Source organism: Candidatus Neomarinimicrobiota bacterium, assembly GCA_018647265.1.
Lineage (GTDB): Bacteria > Fidelibacterota > Marinisomatia > Marinisomatales > TCS55 > TCS55.
In genome coordinates this window covers 1-18,955 of record JABGTK010000020.1, presented here as the reverse complement: position 1 = coordinate 18,955, position 18,955 = coordinate 1, and the positions used below count along the sequence as shown (strand labels likewise).

Below are 18,955 nucleotides of genomic sequence, written 5' to 3'. Positions count from 1 at the left end.
ATGAATTACACTTTCTTCTGGCCGAGTATAAACACCGCCAATTTCATTATAGGGAATCACATTTACTTTACAAGGCAATGATTGGAGCATTTCAATAAGACGGATTCCATCCTCCGGGGAATCATTTATTCCGCGAAGAAGTACATATTCAAATGTGATAAAACGACGCGTCTTTTGATAATAATATCGAGCAGATTCAATTAAGGAAGCTAAAGAATTAGTCTTCGTTATAGGCATGATCTTGATCCTGCTTTTTTCATTAGATGCATTCAGACTGATGGCTAACTTAAATTGATGATTCTCATCAGCCATTTGACGAATTTTAGATATAATACCCGCCGTTGAAATAGTAATTCGTCGGGCACCAAATCCCATTTTTTCATTTAGAATTTTTGCTGCTTCAATTACACGACTATAATTTAAAAATGGCTCACCCATCCCCATAAAAACCACATTTGTAATGGGATTTTCTGAGAAACTTTGTAGATGAATGACCTGATCCACAATCTCTCCAGTACTTAAGTTTTGAATGAATCCCATGGAAGCAGTAGCACAAAATTTACAATCCACGGCACAACCTACTTGGCTGGAAATACAAACCGTCGTTCGATTCTTTTCATGCATGAGAACAGATTCAATGCGGTTACCACTTTGCATTTTAAATAAAAATTTTTGAGTTTGTTTGGGATCAGAACCAATAATTTGATCAATCTCCAATGGATGGAGTGGTAATCTTTTTTTGAGTTCATCTCGTAAAGATTGGGGAATATTTTCCATTTCATCCCAAGCGGCTACATTATGTTCATATAACCAATTGTCAATTTGCTGAGAACGAAATTGTGATTCCCCCAATTCAGCCAAGATGGAACTAAACTTATCAGCGTCCAGTTCTAGATAAGATTGTTGTGTGATATTTTTCGTCTCGGACATGGCTGGGAATTTCCATCAGCACAATTAGTCTCACAAGACATTCTCATTGTTTCATCGAGAGGCAAACTGTAATTTTTCGCCTCATTTTATTCCTCCAAATATTTATTCAAGGATTCTGATGGAAAACCAAACTGATTTACAATTATTAGAAAAATTAGCCGATATGAAAAGCCGTTTCTTTAACGAGATTGGCAAATCCATCATCGGACAAAAGGATGTCTTAGATCATATTCTGATTGCGCTTTTATGCAAAGGACATACACTCATCGTCGGTGTCCCCGGATTAGCCAAGACACTTATGATCAAATCTATGGCTGAATTGCTCGATTTAAATTTTAGCCGAATTCAGTTTACACCCGATCTAATGCCAAGTGATATTACCGGTACAGAAGTGATTGAAGAAGACCAAGCAACGGGCAAACGTGGATTTCGATTTTTTAAAGGACCAATCTTTGGCAATATTATCCTGGCGGATGAGATAAATCGTACACCACCGAAAACACAAGCGGCATTGTTGGAGGCCATGCAGGAACATAAAGTTACCGCGGCCGGAAATACCTATGATATAGAGGAACCCTTTTTCGTATTAGCCACTCAAAACCCCATTGAGCAGGAGGGCACCTACCCTCTTCCCGAAGCTCAATTAGATCGCTTCATGTTTAATATTTTAATTGACTACCCAACCCGCGAAGATGAAGTAGCCATTGTTCAAACCACTACAGCTGGCAGCGATACCAATTTAAATAAAGTAATCTCTCGGGATGAGATCCTAGAATTTCAGGGATTAGTCCGGCGTGTACCCGTGGCAGAAAATGTCATAGAATATGCCGTGGACCTTGTTAGTTCTACACGTCCCGGTGATGGTTCACCTGATTTTATAAATGAATGGATTGATTGGGGCGCCGGTCCAAGGGCTTCACAATATTTGATTCTGGGTGCCAAGACAAGAGCTATTCTTGACGGCCGCCCCACTGCTGATATTGATGATGTAAAAGCACTTGCATTGCCTATCCTACGTCATCGGGTCCTGACCAACTTTAATGCAGAAGCGGAAGGCTTGAGTGTGGATGATATTATATTAAAATTATTAGCGAGCTAAAATTTTATTGTGTTACCGTAAAGATATTGTCAATTGAAAACCCTAACACCCGAACACTTTAACTCTACAATCAAATGATCGATAAACGAAAATACCTCGACCCGAAAATGGTGGCTAAATTGGATAACATGGCCCTCCGGGCTCGGCTTGTTGTTGAAGGTTATTTAATTGGCCAACACAAAAGTCCATATCACGGATTCAGTGTAGAATTTGCTGAACACAGGGCTTATGGGCACGGCGATGAAATTCGGCACATCGACTGGAAATTGTATGGCAAAACGGATCGGTACTATGTGAAACGCTATGAAGAAGAAACGAATCTACGATCCTACATTTTGCTCGACACCAGTCAATCCATGACTTATACTAGCGGCACAGTTACAAAACTGGAATATGCCAGTTACTTATCAGCCGCCCTGACCCACTTAATGCTGAATCAAAGAGACGGAATGGGCCTTGTCTTATTCGATGAAAAAATCAATAAGTTCATTCCGCCAAGGGCTGCTGCCTCTCATGCCAATATTATTATGGGTGCCCTTGATAATATTCAATCGGGGAATGATACAAAAATTCGCCCCACCTTAGATCAAATGGCAGAACGCATCAAAAAACGTGGACTGGTTATTTTAATTTCTGACCTAATGGATGAGCCTGAACAGGTGCTCATGGGACTGAATCATTTTCGTCATAATAAACAAGAAATGATTGTATTCCATTTGTTGGATCGTCAGGAACATGATTTTCAGTTTGGCAACCGAACAAAATTTCGAGATCTCGAAACAGGTGAAACAATCACCACTGAGCCTTGGCATATTCGATCGGATTACCAGAGTTTAATTAAATCATTCCAACGGAAATACCAACTGGGATGCCGTAATCAAAAAATCGATTATGTACCGTTATTTACGGATCAGCCTTTGGATAAGGCTCTCAACAAATATTTGAATAAACGACAGAAAACTGGATAAAAAAAGCCCCTCATTTCTGGGGGGCTTTACAATCAAAAATTTAAATTACGAGTGGTAATTATCCACCTAATTTTTTTGCTTTATTATAATAACGGGTAGCACCATCCGGATCGCCTTGTTTAATTAACACTCGCGCCATTCCTTTATAATGTTCAGCATTTTCTGGATCAAGGGTAATTAATTCACGGTAAAATTTTGAGGCCCGACGCCATTTTTCGGCATTTTCAAAAGTCTGTGCCATACCAACCAATGCTTCTGTATCTTCAGGGTTCAAATCAAATGCTGACAGAAAAGCGTCTTCAGCTTCCTGAAAATTATTCAACTGCATATTTAAAACACCAAGGTTAAAGTACAGATCGGATTTTAACATTTTATCTGTTTCTGTTTTAATGGCAGCCTCAAAGGTTTCAACCGATTTTTCTTTCTGATCCAATTCATAATAGATGGTTGCCAATTGGCGAATAGCATGAGTGCTGGACGGGTCTAATTCCGTCGCCTTTTTAATGTAGGATAATGCAGCTTCTTTATCCCCAGTTACAGAGAGAATTTGTCCTACTGCAAAATTTGCCTGAAAGTCGTCGGGCATCATTTCAGCCGCTTTACTAGCATATTCAATTGCTTTTTCAGAATTTCCTGCTTCATAATAGGATGTGGCAAGAATCGAGAATGTTTGACCTTCAGAAGGATCTATGGTCGTAGTTGCTTCAAACATGTTTATTGCTTCCGCTAATACTGCTTTATCTTTAGATCCTTTATATTCATTAAACTTCCGAACAGCATCATTATAATTATTCGCCCAAAACATTCCTCTATAATTTTTAACCATTTCTTTTACTGGGCGACTAACTTTAAGAATCTTTTTCTCAGGGTCTATTGCAATCGCTCGATCAAACATTTCATTCATTTTAACCCATTCGCCTTTTTTTGCATGAACATGGTAACCAAGCTGAATTAATACTTCAGGATTTTCAGGTTCGACTTCTAATGCTTTAATTAAAAATTCTTCTGCTTTAGTCCAGTCTTCTCTGTCAATTGCCATTTTTGCGGTGGTATACTCTGCGGAACTTCCACATCCCCAAACGATTAAGGAAATGAGTCCGGTGTAAAATAATTGTTTTGTATGCTTTTTAAACATGGATTCCTCTATAATTTTTGTCAAAAATATCTTAAGAATTTATAGGATTTCCTTCCTCTTTTCAAGGGCTAAGAGCAGAGGGAAAATTATGATGGTAAAATAATAGTTAAAATAGAGTGGTTTTAAATTCTTTCATTTTGTTAATCTCAAATTGTGCACCCGGTCCTTGAATAATCTCTTCTGCCAAATAACCACCTATTTCACCCGCGCGAAAGCTGTCGCAACCATTGGATAAGGCTGTTAAGAAACCGGCAGCATACATATCTCCGGCACCAGTAGAATCAACTGCTGTTATAGGTCTTGGAGGTGAAATAGATTGTTCCCCATTGTTTATTACCAACGATCCTTTTTTCCCTAATTTTATTCCCGCCATTTGGACAATTTCCCCTAATAAATCGGCTGATTTTTTATAATCATCAGTTTCAAATAAAATGGCCAGTTCAGATTGATTTGCAAATACTAGATCTACATCATTTTGAATCATAGTTAGAAATTCATCCTTATTACGATTAACAGCGAAGGGGTCGGCCACATCAAATACGATTTTTATATCATTTTTCTTTGCAATTGAAATTGCCGAAATAATGGCTGACTTTTGGGATTCTGTGTCCCACATATATCCTGTGAAATAAAAGAATTTTGCATAAGCCAATTGATTGCCATCTATGTCATCTTCAGAAAATTCACGACACATGCCTAAATGGGTATTCATTGTTCTTTCACCATCGGGTGTTACTAAAATGATACTGGATCCCGTTGAACCATTCCCTTTAACCAATCCGGATATAACACCAAACTCCTTTGCTTGTTGAGTATAAACATCTCCAAAATGATCTTTGCCAATCTTTCCAGCAATTAGGGCCGATACACCCAATCCAGCACAAGCTAAAAGAGTATTGGGGGCAGAACCGCCAGGGTGGTAAATGACCGAACTATCTTTAAAATAATCAAGTATCTCTTTTTGACGATCTTCATCTACGAGATGCATTACGCCCTTATCAAGGCCAAGTGCATTAATATCATCGTCTTTTGCAGATATAACAACATCGATCAAGGGGTTGCCAATACCATAAATCTTTGGTCTATTGGAATTCATGTTTTGAAGGATTCTTTTCTTAAAAGCGGTTTATTAGAATCAAATAACTTAATTTATTACAGGCAGATTTTACTGGCCATTCTTATTATGGCACAAGGCAGTTTTGGCCTGATGTTTGGACGATATAATAGTTCTTATTTCCGATGGTTAAAGGCTTGACCTCTTTAGAAAAGGCCATGTATATTCAGAGACTATGGGCTCGAAAACCTTTGCAATAATCACCGATATTCATTCTAATATAGAATCGTTGAAAACGGCTGTCTCTATCATTAATGATCGGGATAATATTGACCAAATCATGTGTCTTGGGGATTGTTTTGCCCTCGGGCCCGATCCAACGGAGACATTAGAAACTTTACAATCTATCCCTGACTGTATTTTTATCCGTGGAAATCACGATAGGTATTTACTGGAAAAACTCTGGACTCAAGAAAGGCCAAACCTTGAAGGAATGTCCCCGGATGATCCTATTTGCCAAGCCATTGTGGCGAATGAGGAATGGACAGCAAATGAATTGGGTACGGCGGGGGTTGAATTTTGTTCAGCTATGCATATTGCCCATCGTGAAATGATTGGAAACACTTTGGTTGAATTCACCCATGCTTGGTATCAACGAGATGACATGCCGCCTTCCATGGATGAAGCCTTAGCCTGGCGCAATCATGTGGCCAAGGCCCATCCGCAAATTGAAAAATATGTATTTGTTCATGGCCATGTTCATACACCACGCAATGAAACAAAAGAAAATTTGACGATTCTTTGCCAAGGTGCCACCGGATTGCCATTTGATGAAGACCCACGTGGAGCTGTAGCTTTTCTTACTGTTGGAGATTCATACAGTTGGGATGTTGTTAGATTCGATTACAACAAGTCAGCTACCATTGATTTATTGGAAAAACGACAACCACCTTTTTATACGAATTTACAAAATACTGTACGCTATGCTTCGATTCGAAACGACCTTTAAGGTCTGACCCTTTCCCCTTAATTTCTCTTTCTTAAAAATAAAGTATCATGCCATATTTCGACCATAGTGCAACAACGCCCATTCATCCCGATGTATTGAAAAAAATGAATGAAGTTTCCAGCACCCATTACGGAAATCCATCCAGTACACATTCTTCTGGTAGAAAATCCAAATCTATAATTGAGGATGCTCGTAGACAAATTGCTTCTGCCATAGGGGCAAACGCTTCTGAAATTATTTTTACCGGTAGCGGAACCGAAGGTAATAATCTGGTAATGTGGTCCCTAACGCAATCAGATAAAAAACATGTAATTACTTCTGCAGTTGAACATCCTGCCGTATTAAAAGTGCTTCAAAAACTCGCCCCATATGGAATCACCTATTCCGTCCTTCCTGTAAACGGCCACGGGCGAGTGAATAACGAAAACCTCCAGAATGCCATTCAACCGAATACCGGTTTGATTTCTATCATGATGGTAAATAATGAAGTTGGTTCAATACAACCCATCAAGACTCTATTAGAAACTGCCCATTCTGCTGGAATCCCTTTTCATTCGGACACAGTTCAGGCTTTGGGTAAAATACCCTTATCCGTAAAAGAAATTGAAGCTGATTACTTGAGTTTTTCCGCTCATAAATTTTATGGTCCTAAGGGTGTGGGCTTTTTGTATAAAAGAAAAAGCGCCCAACTCAATTCACTCATCATAGGCGGAGGACAAGAAAGTAATCTCCGGGCAGGTACTGAGAATGTCCCAGGTATAGCCGGGCTTGGCGAAGCTGTACGGCTAGCCTCAAAGAATTTGTCAAAGCGGATGCATCATTTAGAGGAATTAGAAGCAGTATTATTAAAGAACCTTAAAATTGTATGCCCCCACGTTAAAATTAATGGTTGTCCCAAACATCATATCCCCGGCGTAATCAGCGTTTCATTCCCCGGTGAAAAAAGCGATATCCTTTTGGCAAAATTGGACCGAAAAGGGATTGAAGTTTCTAGCGGTTCCGCCTGTGGTGCTGGATCCGTGAAACCATCGGAAGTATTGAAAGCAATGGGAATTCCAGATAATCAAAATATATCCACCCTCCGCATTAGTCTTGGCCGAGGAAATACAGAAGAAGAGGTGCTTGGGCTAGCCCAGGTGCTTGATTCAATCACCCATGGGTAAACCTATCATTGTGGGCATTAGCGGCGGTGTAGATAGCTCCGTTACTGCACTGCTTCTTCAACAACAAGGCTACGATGTAGAATGTGTATTCATGAAAAACTGGGAAGGCAATGATGATGAAAATTGTACTGCGGAAGAAGATTATAAGGATGCACTTGCCGTTTGCGATCATTTAAATTTGCCACTTCGTAGTGTTAATTTCGCCAAAGAATATTGGGACGGTGTCTTCCAATATTTTATAGATGAATATGCCAAAGGACGTACACCCAACCCTGATGTCCTTTGTAACCGGGAAGTGAAATTTAAAGCCTTTTTAGATTACTCAATTGAATTGGGCGCGGACAAAATAGCCACAGGGCATTATGCCAGGATTGATGAATCAAATGGTCAATTCAAATTATTGAAAGGTCTCGATCCAGGAAAAGATCAAAGTTATTTTCTTTATTTACTCGGGCAGAAAGCTCTTTCAAAAAGTATGTTCCCCATTGGTGAAATTGAAAAAATAAATGTGAGAAAATTAGCGCAAGATTCAGGATTGATTAATCATGCCAAAAAAGACAGTACTGGTGTATGTTTTATTGGTGAACAAAAATTCTTTAAAGATTTTCTTAAAAAATATATTCCTACTAAACCGGGGAAAATGAAAACAATTAATGGCCAAGTTTGTGGAGAGCATGATGGCCTTATGTATTATACTATGGGTCAGCGTAAGGGATTAGGAATCGGCGGCGGCTATGGTGAAAAAGAAGCGCCCTGGTTCGTGGCTGAAAAAGATCTGGATCAAAATACGCTGATCGTGGCCCAAGGTCATGATCATCCTGCTCTTTTTCATCAACATTTATCAGCTGATCAAATCCATTGGACCGGCGCCACGCCACCAGATGATTTTGAAGGATTGTACGCAAAAATTCGTTATCGCCAAAGTGACCAAAAATGTGAGATTACCGAACTTACCTCTGATTCATTCTCCGTAAAGTTTGATCAACCACAATTCGCCATTACACCTGGACAATCCATTGTTTTTTATCTAGGCGATGAATGCCTCGGTGGGGGAATTATCAAAGGTCGCAATTAATTAAAAAATGGCTGGAACAAATACTATCATTTCTTTGTATTTTATATGTACTTATGAAGCCCTTAATTAAAAAAATAACAACACTTGCTATTTTTTCGGCATTAGCATTTGGACAATTTCGTTCAGACTTGCCGTCACCAGGTATTCCTGTGAATAGCCAAGGGCTCTCACATGCCCAGGGATTATCCCTCCTGGATATAAATCGTTTTTCCATGTATCACAGCTTTGGAATGAGTATGTCGAACATGGGTGGCCAATCCATGACAGTAGGTGCTTATACAAATCAAATGAATTATATGGTAAGGGACAACCTTAAGCTTTCTACTCAATTTAGTCTAGCCTCCCCCCTTGGCGGGATCAACCCATATGCTAAAAATGGGTTGGGCGGTTCTCAACTATATTATGGCGCCAGCCTCGATTATCAACCAACTGAAAATCTTTTTGTGAAATTTAGCATGAATAATTATCCCCGGTATGGCTATGCCAGACCCTACTCTAGCTTATATCATACACGCTAGTGACCAAGTTAAAACGTCGTAAATCATTCAAATTATTTTCCACTCCCCGTAAAAAATCCCGGGGAAAGGCACAACGTATGGGACTTGTTAATTCCGGAATTGCAATCCTATCCCTTTTGTTAGTTGCCTTCATTTTTTCTTTTTCAGGACGACAAACGCAAAGCGGTGTACCTATTGAAGTAAAATTCCCATCCATGCCTAATACTCCAAAATTGGCCGTAGATGTTTATGATGCTAACCCCGTTTTGGATATTGAAATTGAAATATTAAATGGTTGCGGGGAACCGGGTTTGGCTGCAAAATTTTCTGAATTATTAAGGAAGAATCGAGTGGATGTTGTCCGTTCTGAAAATGCTGATCATTTTGAATATGAGCAAACTATCCTAATCCAACGAAATGAAAATATTGAGGGATTGAAACAAGTGGCCGCAGCACTAGGGTTTGATATTGAAAATCCTGCTCAGGTCATCACTTCTGCCGATCCGAACCTTGATGTAGACCTGACTTTGATTATTGGAAAAGATTATTCTTCGATCACTTCGATTCAATCTTATTTAAAAAACTAATTTATTTATTTTGACTAATTCTTCTTCTTCTCCCCCTATCACTTCAAGTGATTTGGCGGCACAAATTGCGCAACTCTCCTTAGATAAAAAAGCGGACCATGTCCTGAGTATTGAGGTAAAGGATCTCACAAGCATTACCGACCATTTTGTCATTTGTTCTGCTGATACGGATGTCCAGGTTAAAGCAATTTCCGACTCTATTCGGAGAAACACTGATCATAAACCAATTCGAATTGAAGGCTATCAACAATTGAATTGGGTATTGCTTGATTACATTGATGTGATTGTACACATATTTCGCACAACTGAACGAAATTATTATAATATTGAAAAACTGTGGGCTGATGCCCCAATAATTGAATACAACGATGACGATTTTATCACAGCTAATCCAAGCGCTGACTGATTCTCTTACCGCTCTTGGTTTGCCGGAGCGGGACATCAAACTATCTCCCCCAAACAATCCGGATTTTGGAGACCTTTCTACCAATGTTGCATTAACACTCGCCAAAGATGCGCAAAAAAATCCGATACAAATTGCCAATGATATTAAAAATGGATTAAATCTTCCTGATGGATTAATAGAAGAAGTTTCTGTTACACCTCCAGGATTTCTCAATTTTAAGATTGGGATTAATTATTACCACCAAGTATTATCCAAAATTTTATCCAATAATAATTTTGGTCGAGGTCGAACGGGTGAGGGCAAAAAAGCCAATGTTGAGTTTGTAAGCGCAAACCCTACAGGACCGCTTACAGTGGGTCATGGCCGTAATGCTGTCCTTGGGGATACTATTTCAAATATCCTAGAATGGAATGGCTATGACGTGACCCGTGAATATTATTTTAATGATGCGGGTCGACAAATGAGGATACTGGGACAATCGGTTGAAGCGCGGTATTTTGAGATCTTAGGAAAAAATTCTGAATTCCCGGAAGATGGATACGAAGGCAATTATATAAAGGATATAGCGCAAACAGTTATAGATGAATTTGGGAACAAACTTCTTTCGAAGGATGGCCGCTTCAAGGCCCAGGCGGAAAAGGCTATTTTTGCCGACATTGAAAAAAGTCTGTTAATGCTTGGAATTCATTTTGATCAATTCACCAATGAAAAAACATTTTATGAAAATGGTGAAATCGACCGATTTCTTGAGGAATTAAAAACCAAAGACCTCATTTATGAAAAAGATGGAGCCACTTGGTTTCGATCCACAGCATTGGGTAAGGAGCAGGATCGAGTCTATATTAAAAGTACTGGTGAGCCTACATATCGCGTTCCGGACACTGCTTATCATCGAGATAAGATCAATCGTGGCTTTGACTTGATAATTGATGTTTTTGGCGCTGATCATGCAGATACATACCCTGATGTTTTATTAGCTCTGGAAGCACTCGGATTAAAGACTGATCATATACGTGTTCTATTATATCAATTTGTAACCTTGCTGCGTGGTGGTGAAAAAGTTAAAATGTCGACTAGAAAAGCCAATTTTGTTACCATGAATGAATTGGTAGACGAAGTGGGCGCTGATGTGGTAAGATTCTTTTTTATAATGCGTGGTATGAATTCCCATTTAAACTTTGATCTAGATTTGGCTGCAGACCAGTCTGAAAAAAACCCCGTATTTTATTTGCAATATGCTCATGCTCGAATTTGTAATATCATAAAACATGGGGATGCAATGGGTTTTTCAATCCAATCGGAATATGATCCGAAATTATTGAATAACCCTGTTGAAGTCAGACTATTAAAAAGACTGGAGAAATTTCCTGCAATCGTTGAAAATGCACTTCAATCTCTAGAACCACAAACCATTTCAATTTATTTGCATGATACAGCTAATCGGTTTCATAAATTTTATTCAGAATGTCGTGTCATTACAGATGATATCGCATTGTCTAGTGCAAGAATTGCATTGGTTAGTGCCACAAGAACTGTGATAGCAAATGGCTTAGATCTATTGGGGTTATCGGCTCCAGAAAGAATGTAAATGAACATTCTCTTAGACACCGAACTTCAATTCTTGCTCTTATGCCTTTCCACCTTGTTTACATTAGTAAATCCACTGGGCATTACACCGATTTTTGTCGTCATGACTGATCGTTTTTCTAAAAAAGATCGAATTCGAATAGCAAAAAAAGGCATCATGACAGGAACTGTTACATTAGTTGTATTTACTTTTTTGGGATCCATCATTTTCAAATTATATGGTATTACTGTAGAAGCGTTTCAAATCATGGGTGGTATTTTATTTTTTAGAAGTGGACTGCGGATGCTTGAGGCAAAGGTAGGACGAACCAGAACTACCGAATCTGAGCGTGAAGAATTTAAGGAATCGGATGAAATAGCCATTAGCCCTATCGGTGTTCCCCTAATCACAGGGCCGGGAGCCATTACAGGTGTGATGCTTTTATCCGGGCAGACACCTTCTGACTATAGTATCGGCACCTTGCTTTTGGCTGTATTAGTCACCATGACGGTTTTCTATTATATTTTAAGAGCCGGAGATGGATTGGGTAAAAAGATCGGCCTGACAGGAATGAGAGTAATCCAGCGAATCATGGGACTAATCCTCATGGTCATTGCCGTTCAATTTATCATAAACGGTGTAGAAACAATTTTTAATAGATTATAAAATATGGGCGGGTTTACCCGCCGGAACGATGTATTTTTGGATTTTCAAAAATACAGAGTGGAGGCTTACCAGCCGATGGCTGGTTGGGAGCCCGCCTTCGGCGGATAAAAATCGAACTTAAAGATTTTTATTCATCCATTCTCTACCTACACCGCTTTTAAAATATTTTTCTCTTTTACGAGCGGACTTATAATCCGAGTAATCTTCCGTATAGATTAATTCAAATTCACCAAGCATTCTTTTCAGGACGGATTGATTTATACGATGTCGTTTAATTCGATTTTGTAAATTATTAGTGATACCAATATAGCGCATTGACGACGCTTTACTTTTCAATATATAAAGAACTATATTCATTATTTTGAAATTGCTCCACACCCATCAAAAAACTTTGTGGATGGCGGGTTTACCCGCCGGAACGGAATAAAAGCGAACATGTTCGCTTAAATGAAGTGGAGGCGGGGAGAATCGAACTCCCGTCCGAAATAGAATCTCGATAAACATCTACATGTTTAGTCAATCGGATTAAGCTTACCCAATACTGTTCCGCTGACACAACCATATTGGGCAAAGTCTGTTAATGTCTTATTCTGATATCACAGACAACAATCAGAACCAGCCTATGAAATTGACGTCCTTAGATCTGGCCATAGGCGCACCAAATCCTGGACGGGCCAGCTTAATTAATTAAGCAGCGGCCATGTAGCCGTAATCGGCATTTATGGTTTTTCCAGGTGATTAACGAGATTCCTGGACCTCGACATGCCATCTATCGTAACGCATATCCCGTCGAAACCGATCGCCCCCATTTTCAAAAATCATTGGGAATTTACTCCCAAAAAAGGAAATGCCGCAGATCTTCATGCTTAATGAAAATGCTACGGCTATCTCCAAAATTAAGGCTCTGAACGCCAACCCAGAACCCTATCACTTTTTCTACTTGCCAACCTCTTTTGTCTGAATTCATACATGAATCCTGCCAAAGAGGCCCCCAAATATAATGGCATGGAAAAATTGGAAGCAATAGCGATTCTTTGTTTTTTGCACCTTTTTTGCAAGACTTAAAGTATAACTTTAAGTAATTAATTTTATTTTGTTCACCCTCAATAATTAACATAATTTCGCACTCAATTTTTTGCCCATGAAGCTCCCTGATAGGTAAACTCCTTGGCCCTGTAGCTCAATTGGTAGAGCAGTAGCCTCTTAAGCTATTGGTTGAAGGTTCGAGTCCTTCCAGGGTCACAATTCTCATCGGAAGTAGGCCAAGTCATAATCACTTGATCGAGGGTTCCCCACCCCGTAAAGGTGCAGGATAATCCTCCCGCGGGCACTTTTTATTTAAACCGTCCCCAATTTGCAATTTAAACAAACCAGCGTTAAACTTACCCCCTTGTTAATACCATATCCTTATGAAGGAGGGATCATGAACAAATTAGATCGCCGCCAATTTTTAGGCGCAATCGCAAAACCAACTGCTGTTGCTTCAGTAATGATGACAAATCCTGCCCTAATGGCCAAAGCTATTTCCAAGATTAAGAGTGCAACGGGTGACTCAAAATCCATTGCCAGGGATGAATCCTACTGGCGCGAGATACAACAGGGATACACCGCCGATCGTAGTATGATTAATCTAAATAATGGTGGCGTTAGTCCTTCACCTACTGTGGTCCAGAATGCCATGAAACGACATCTGGATTTTTCAAATACATCACCTGCTTATTCGATGTGGCGCATATTAGAGCCCCAGCGTGAACCGGTTCGGCGACGGCTTGCTAGAGCCTTTAAATGTGACCCTGAGGAAATCGCACTTACACGGAATGCATCGGAAGGACTTCAAATATGCCAGAACGGAATTGACTTGAAATCCGGTGATGAAGTTCTAACCACCACACAAGATTATGGCCGCATGATTAATACATTTAAGCAACGGGAATGCCGCGACGGGATTGTAATGAAACAATTTAAGATTCCTGTACCGGCTGATAATGATAACGAAATTGTCCGATTGTTTGAAAAAAATATTACACCCAAAACAAAAATGATTCTCATGTGCCACATGATTAACCTAACTGGGCAAATCCTGCCGGTGAAAAAAGTAGTAACTATGGCACGCAAGTATGACATTCCGGTTATTGTGGATGGCGCCCATACATTCGCCCATTTTGATTTTGATATTAATGATCTGGATTGTGATTATTATGCCACCAGTCTTCACAAATGGTTATGTGCGCCTCACGGGACAGGCATGTTATATGTCCGAAAAGAAAAGGTTGCTGGACTCTGGCCTCTCCAAGCATCCAATAAATGTGGGAAAGATGATATTCGGAAATTTGAAGAGATTGGAACGCATCCTGCTGCTAACTATTTAGCCATTGGAGATGCACTTACTTTTCATCAAGGAATTGGCAGTAAAAATAAAGAAGAGCGATTAAACTATCTCAGGGATCGTTGGGCTAAACGCCTTTTAAAACACGATCGAATCAAGCTGCATACCAGTCTAAAACCTGGAAAAGGTTGTGCCATTGCCACTGTTCAAATTGAAGGGATAGAAACTTCTGATGTAGCCAAACATTTATGGAAAAAATATCGCATATTTGTAGTGGCGATTAACCATAAGGAATTCAGCGGATGTCGTGTGACACCTCATGTGTATACGACAATCGAAGAGATTGATCGATTCTCAGATGCAATGGAAGATATTCTGAAGAATGGTGTGGATGTATGATGCGTCTCATTGCCATCATCTGTATCCTTGCAATGATAGGATGTGAATCAGCCCCAAAAAAGCAGGTGATTTCAACTGGTAGTGCGCCTAATGCCATTGGACCTTATTCTCAAGCAATTCAGGTAAATAATTCTTTATACTTAGCGGGTCAAATTGCCCTCGATCCTAAATCGGGAAAATTGGTTGATGGTGGGATTGAAATCCAAACCCATCGCGTCATGCAAAATTTGGAAGCTGTTTTATTAGAAGCGGGTTTTGATTTCGACGATGTAGTGCAAACGCAAGTTTACTTATCGAATCTAAATCATTATAAATCTATGAATGCTGTATATGCGAAATATGTTGGTGAAAGTCCGCCCGCGAGGGCTGTGATCGAAGTGGCGCGTATCCCCAAGGATGCATTGGTGGAAATTATGATGGTGGCCCAAAAACCCTAATTATCACACTCGTTCCCTTCGCCATAGACAATTATCAATCCATCGTCGATCCCTTTAAATGAAACAATAGAATCAATATAGCTTTCTTCAAAATTATCTGATTTACCACCAGAATATAAGGTATCATATGGGCATAGCCATCTGAACATTGGCAGGGAAATTTGACCATTAATCTGGTTACCATTCGCTGCAGTAAATAGCATTTGTTGTCTAAACGATTTAAATACATTATCGGTAAGATTAATAAGATTTCCCGTGAATGATAAAGAATAGGTTATTGGTGAACCAAAATCGCCACCTTCCTTAAGGACAACAATTTTATCCAACTCAAACTTTGGAAGTTCCTCATCAAATGGTTCTTTGTTCTCTTGGCAGCCAATGAAAAGGCCCAGTAATAATATCCATTTTTTCATAATGTAATTTGCTCTCCACGGTAAGAATAGTATTGAGAAAATAAGTGAATCTGAATTTGGTTTCAAAATAGTAATTTTGCGTAATTTCTTTGCCTCTTTTTGACGTAAAAATGAAAAAAGCAGTCATATTATTATCAGGTGGATTGGATTCTGCCACATGCTTAGCCATGGCAAAGCAAAATAGTTTTGCCCCTTATGCCCTTTCGTTTCGTTATGGCCAGCGCCATGAATTTGAATTGAATTCTGCCCGGGCAGTTGCCCAAGCACACGGAGTGAAAGATCATGTTATATCCAATATTGACCTTCGGGCTTTTGGCGGATCAGCTCTAACTGATGAAATTGACGTACCAAAAAACAGGGATGAATCTGCTATATCAAATGAAATTCCTGTAACCTATGTGCCGGCACGAAATACTATTTTTCTTTCTTTCTCGTTAGCCTATGCAGAGGTCATTGGTGCGAATGATATTTTTATTGGTGTTAATGCTCTGGATTACAGTGGTTATCCAGACTGCCGCCCGGAATATATTAAATCATTCCAAAATATGGCAAACCTAGCTACCAAATCCGGTGTTGAAGGGAATGGATCCTTAACTATTCATACACCATTAATTAATTTGACCAAGGCTATGATAATTCAGATGGGTATAGAATTAGGGGTTGATTACAGCCTTACCCATTCTTGTTATGATCCGATGGATAATGGCACCTCATGCGGTCATTGTGATGCCTGCCAACTTAGGCTTAAAGGATTTGAAGAAGCGGGACTTACTGATCCCCTAATTTATTCAAGTTAATATGTATTCAGTTAAAGAAGTGTATTACACGATTCAGGGTGAGGGGTATCATTCCGGAAGGCCGGCCGTATTTCTTCGGTTCGCAGGATGCAATCTATGGACTGGCCTTGAAAAAGATCGGAAGAAAGCAGTCTGCAATTTTTGTGATACGGATTTTGTGGGAACCGATGGAGTCGGCGGCGGGAAGTTTGATACGGCAAAAGATTTGGCCCATCACGCTTTTGCATTATGGCCCATGGAATCATCATCAAAACCCTACGTTGTTTGCACTGGTGGTGAACCTTTACTACAAATGGACAAAGAATTTGTGGCCGCATTTCATAAACTCGGATTTGAAATCGCTATCGAGACCAACGGGACGATCCTCCCCCCGGAAGGCATTGACTGGATCTGTGTCAGTCCTAAAATCGGGAGTGAACTCATTTTGAAACAAGGCAACGAACTTAAATTGGTTTATCCACAACACAATGGTAATCCTGAACAATTTGAAAATCTTGATTTTGATCATTTCTCCCTTCAACCTATGGATGGTCCAAATCATGAAAAAAATACCGACAAAACATTATCCTATTGCCGTCAATATCCCCATTGGAGAGTTAGCCTTCAAACACATAAATTTTTGGGTATACGTTAAGGTCAAAAATGGAAATTTATAAAGATATCACATTCGAAGCAGCGCACTTGCTGCCCAACGTCCCCGAGGACCATAAATGCCGGCGGCTCCATGGTCATTCCTTTAAAGTGCGAATCACATTGGATGGTCCCGTGGATTCCTCTATCGGTTGGGTGGAAGATTTTTCTAAAGTGAAAAATGCTTTTGATCCCCTTTATGAGCAACTTGATCATCATTATCTTAATGAAATTGAAGGACTTGAAAATCCAACCAGCGAAAATTTGGTCCAATGGATTTGGAATCGATTAAAACCGAATTTGGCCTATCTTACAGCTGTTGAGGTGAAAGAAACTTGTACGACAGGTTGTATTTATCGAGGTGAAAATGGCTAAACCAGAAGGAAAATATTTTGAATTTGACGGAGAAGATCAGATTAACTCTGGCTTTCTCGAAACATTCCCATTCGACAGCCCAAACCAATACATCAAAACTGAAACAGATGAATTCAGCGCTGTCTGTCCTTTCAGCGGTCTCCCGGATTTAGCTTATGTCAAAATTGAATATTATCCCACGGGTAATAAATGCATCGAATTGAAATCACTTAAATATTATTTTGTGAGTTATCGCAATGTAGGCATTTTTCAGGAGGGTGCGACCAAACGAATTTTTGAAGACCTGAGGACTATTTTGGACACAAATAAAATCCGAATAACGACTATTTACAATACTCGCGGTGGCTTTGATACCACATGTATTGAGGGGTCAATAGATTAGTTCTTTTTCGCTGTGAATCGCAGCATTATTACCTTAATTTTTCCACCGCTTTTTTAAGCGATTCCAAACCTTTTGGAGAGCCGGTAGCTCAGTTGGTAGAGCAGTGGCCTTTTAAGCCATTGGCCGTGAGTTCGAGTCTCACCCGGCTCACAGATGAAAGATGCCTCCTTTTGGGGGCATCTTTGTTATACGTTTGAATTGATTCCGTGGCACAATCCATCTTTATTAGTAATCATGAGCCTGCTCCCCAAAAATCATATACATCTTATTTGTATTTAATTCTTTAAAATACCCACCATAGCTATAAGGCAGTTTATAATATTTAACAAATGTCCGCGCGGCACTGCCCTTTCGAAAAAATTGTTGGAAATTGATTCCTAAGGTTACACCCATAAATCGTTGTTTATTGGTTCCCGATTCGCCACTGTATCCCCGAGAATAATAACTCAACCCCACTTGTAAATAATCCGTTGGCAATGGCCTCTCCACTCCAATCATTTGCCGCAACCCATTGGCATTCACTTCTAAGGTAAAAACAGAACCGGCATAATCGGTTGTAAAATCGCGTTTAACATTCTTCTTAAAATCGCTGGATGGTAAATATGACCAATCCAAATGAATCATTTCATCTAATTTGGGGTGTAAATACAAAAATCCGCCCAATCCGCTACCCATCAAATTGAATAATATATCTTCAGTGGATGCATTATAATCTGTATACCCATCCAATAATTCAATAAAAACACCATTAACAGCGGGGATTGTAAATCCCCAAAATGCGGCCGATTTTCTGGAGAAGCCATGGCGTTCATAATTATGAGTCAGGGCGCGAGTCAGCAATGCCCAAGTATATAAATGGCCTAATTTATCAGCACCACCATTATAAGAATCCTTGCGAAACATGCCTTCATTTTCGATTGCAAATTCTCCAGTCCATCGATCAGAATAATTCCAGAAATAAACACCGCCCAGTATAATGGCGCCTTGAAGACCAATTGCAAAGTAATGGGCCTTCGGATCGGGATTATATTTAATTTGGT

General features: G+C 39.6%; 22 protein-coding genes, 2 tRNA genes and 1 other RNA gene. 18 read left to right on the top strand and 7 right to left on the bottom strand.

Going from position 1 to position 18,955, the window contains the following annotated elements; translation table 11 throughout:
• Positions 1–930: 23S rRNA (adenine(2503)-C(2))-methyltransferase RlmN (gene rlmN / locus HN459_01525; protein MBT3478120.1), on the bottom strand; the 930-nt coding region annotated here is incomplete at its 3' end.
• A 118-nt stretch (positions 931–1,048) separates the two neighbouring features.
• On the opposite strand from rlmN, the gene HN459_01520 reads away from it, so the two are divergent.
• Positions 1,049–2,029 carry a MoxR family ATPase gene (locus tag HN459_01520; protein MBT3478119.1) on the top strand — a complete coding sequence of 327 codons (981 nt, stop codon included), beginning with the start codon at positions 1,049–1,051 and terminating at the stop codon, positions 2,027–2,029.
• Between the two features lie 74 nt (positions 2,030–2,103).
• Complete coding sequence (locus tag HN459_01515; GenBank protein MBT3478118.1) at positions 2,104–2,997, top strand: DUF58 domain-containing protein; 894 nt, start codon at positions 2,104–2,106, stop codon at positions 2,995–2,997.
• A 58-nt stretch (positions 2,998–3,055) separates the two neighbouring features.
• On the opposite strand, the gene HN459_01510 is transcribed toward HN459_01515, so the two are convergent.
• Both HN459_01510 and HN459_01505 read right to left on the bottom strand, forming a co-directional pair.
• Positions 3,056–4,156: a tetratricopeptide repeat protein gene (locus tag HN459_01510; protein MBT3478117.1), complete on the bottom strand. Its 1,101-nt coding sequence runs from the start codon at positions 4,154–4,156 to the stop codon at positions 3,056–3,058.
• An 82-nt stretch (positions 4,157–4,238) separates the two neighbouring features.
• Entirely contained in the window at positions 4,239–5,228 is a 990-nt protein-coding gene (locus HN459_01505; GenBank protein ID MBT3478116.1) for an adenosine kinase, read from the bottom strand.
• Between the two features lie 193 nt (positions 5,229–5,421).
• On the opposite strand from HN459_01505, the gene HN459_01500 reads away from it, so the two are divergent.
• From HN459_01500 to HN459_01465, 8 genes are all read left to right on the top strand, one after another.
• The gene (locus HN459_01500) at positions 5,422–6,195 is read left to right on the top strand and encodes a metallophosphoesterase family protein (GenBank protein ID MBT3478115.1); all 774 of its coding nucleotides are present in this window, start codon (positions 5,422–5,424) and stop codon (positions 6,193–6,195) included.
• A 47-nt stretch (positions 6,196–6,242) separates the two neighbouring features.
• Positions 6,243–7,358: a cysteine desulfurase gene (locus tag HN459_01495; protein ID MBT3478114.1), complete on the top strand. Its 1,116-nt coding sequence runs from the start codon at positions 6,243–6,245 to the stop codon at positions 7,356–7,358.
• Positions 7,351–8,433: a tRNA 2-thiouridine(34) synthase MnmA gene (mnmA, locus tag HN459_01490; GenBank protein ID MBT3478113.1), complete on the top strand. Its 1,083-nt coding sequence runs from the start codon at positions 7,351–7,353 to the stop codon at positions 8,431–8,433. The genes HN459_01495 and mnmA overlap by 8 nt, the downstream gene beginning before the upstream one ends.
• Positions 8,434–8,486: 53 nt before the next feature.
• Complete coding sequence (locus HN459_01485; GenBank protein MBT3478112.1) at positions 8,487–8,951, top strand: hypothetical protein; 465 nt, start codon at positions 8,487–8,489, stop codon at positions 8,949–8,951.
• Positions 8,952–9,028: 77 nt separating this feature from the next.
• Positions 9,029–9,517 carry a LytR C-terminal domain-containing protein gene (locus tag HN459_01480; GenBank protein MBT3478111.1) on the top strand — a complete coding sequence of 163 codons (489 nt, stop codon included), beginning with the start codon at positions 9,029–9,031 and terminating at the stop codon, positions 9,515–9,517.
• Between the two features lie 37 nt (positions 9,518–9,554).
• The gene (rsfS, locus tag HN459_01475; protein MBT3478110.1) at positions 9,555–9,923 is read left to right on the top strand and encodes a ribosome silencing factor; all 369 of its coding nucleotides are present in this window, start codon (positions 9,555–9,557) and stop codon (positions 9,921–9,923) included.
• Positions 9,886–11,511: an arginine--tRNA ligase gene (locus HN459_01470; protein ID MBT3478109.1), complete on the top strand. Its 1,626-nt coding sequence runs from the start codon at positions 9,886–9,888 to the stop codon at positions 11,509–11,511. The genes rsfS and HN459_01470 overlap by 38 nt, the downstream gene beginning before the upstream one ends.
• Positions 11,512–12,156, top strand: coding sequence for an NAAT family transporter (locus HN459_01465; protein MBT3478108.1), 645 nt, complete (start codon positions 11,512–11,514; stop codon positions 12,154–12,156). It begins immediately after the preceding gene.
• A 117-nt stretch (positions 12,157–12,273) separates the two neighbouring features.
• Here the strand turns inward: HN459_01465 and HN459_01460 are convergent, their stop codons facing one another.
• Together HN459_01460 and ssrA are read right to left on the bottom strand one after the other, a co-directional pair.
• The gene (locus HN459_01460; protein MBT3478107.1) at positions 12,274–12,513 is read right to left on the bottom strand and encodes a GIY-YIG nuclease family protein; all 240 of its coding nucleotides are present in this window, start codon (positions 12,511–12,513) and stop codon (positions 12,274–12,276) included.
• A gap of 93 nt (positions 12,514–12,606) precedes the next feature.
• Positions 12,607–12,963, bottom strand: a transfer-messenger RNA (tmRNA) gene (gene ssrA / locus HN459_01455).
• A 362-nt stretch (positions 12,964–13,325) separates the two neighbouring features.
• On the opposite strand from ssrA, the gene HN459_01450 reads away from it, so the two are divergent.
• The 3 genes from HN459_01450 to HN459_01440 all read left to right on the top strand — a co-directional run bounded on the left by HN459_01450 (position 13,326) and on the right by HN459_01440 (position 15,318).
• Positions 13,326–13,398, top strand: a tRNA-Lys gene (locus tag HN459_01450).
• A gap of 181 nt (positions 13,399–13,579) precedes the next feature.
• Positions 13,580–14,881: an aminotransferase class V-fold PLP-dependent enzyme gene (locus HN459_01445; GenBank protein ID MBT3478106.1), complete on the top strand. Its 1,302-nt coding sequence runs from the start codon at positions 13,580–13,582 to the stop codon at positions 14,879–14,881.
• A gap of 32 nt (positions 14,882–14,913) precedes the next feature.
• A complete protein-coding gene (locus HN459_01440) occupies positions 14,914–15,318 on the top strand; it encodes a hypothetical protein (GenBank protein ID MBT3478105.1) in 405 nt (134 codons plus the stop codon).
• Here HN459_01440 and HN459_01435 read toward each other — a convergent pair.
• The gene (locus tag HN459_01435; protein MBT3478104.1) at positions 15,315–15,731 is read right to left on the bottom strand and encodes a hypothetical protein; all 417 of its coding nucleotides are present in this window, start codon (positions 15,729–15,731) and stop codon (positions 15,315–15,317) included. The two genes, HN459_01440 and HN459_01435, sit on opposite strands and share 4 nt — an antisense overlap.
• A 110-nt stretch (positions 15,732–15,841) precedes the next feature.
• Between HN459_01435 and queC the strand changes: the two genes are divergently transcribed.
• The 5 genes from queC to HN459_01410 all read left to right on the top strand — a co-directional run bounded on the left by queC (position 15,842) and on the right by HN459_01410 (position 18,065).
• A complete protein-coding gene (gene queC, locus HN459_01430) occupies positions 15,842–16,528 on the top strand; it encodes a 7-cyano-7-deazaguanine synthase QueC (protein MBT3478103.1) in 687 nt (228 codons plus the stop codon).
• 1 nt (position 16,529) lies between these two features.
• Positions 16,530–17,162: a 7-carboxy-7-deazaguanine synthase gene (queE, locus tag HN459_01425; protein MBT3478102.1), complete on the top strand. Its 633-nt coding sequence runs from the start codon at positions 16,530–16,532 to the stop codon at positions 17,160–17,162.
• An 8-nt stretch (positions 17,163–17,170) separates the two neighbouring features.
• A complete protein-coding gene (gene queD, locus HN459_01420) occupies positions 17,171–17,533 on the top strand; it encodes a 6-carboxytetrahydropterin synthase QueD (protein MBT3478101.1) in 363 nt (120 codons plus the stop codon).
• Positions 17,526–17,915 (top strand): NADPH-dependent 7-cyano-7-deazaguanine reductase QueF, encoded by a 390-nt coding sequence (queF, locus tag HN459_01415; protein MBT3478100.1) that lies wholly within the window; start codon positions 17,526–17,528, stop codon positions 17,913–17,915. The genes queD and queF overlap by 8 nt, the downstream gene beginning before the upstream one ends.
• Positions 17,916–17,992: 77 nt before the next feature.
• Positions 17,993–18,065: transfer RNA gene (locus HN459_01410), tRNA-Lys, on the top strand.
• Between the two features lie 75 nt (positions 18,066–18,140).
• Here HN459_01410 and HN459_01405 read toward each other — a convergent pair.
• Positions 18,141–18,955 (bottom strand): DUF2279 domain-containing protein (locus HN459_01405; protein ID MBT3478099.1); only part of this gene is annotated, 815 nt, incomplete at its 5' end.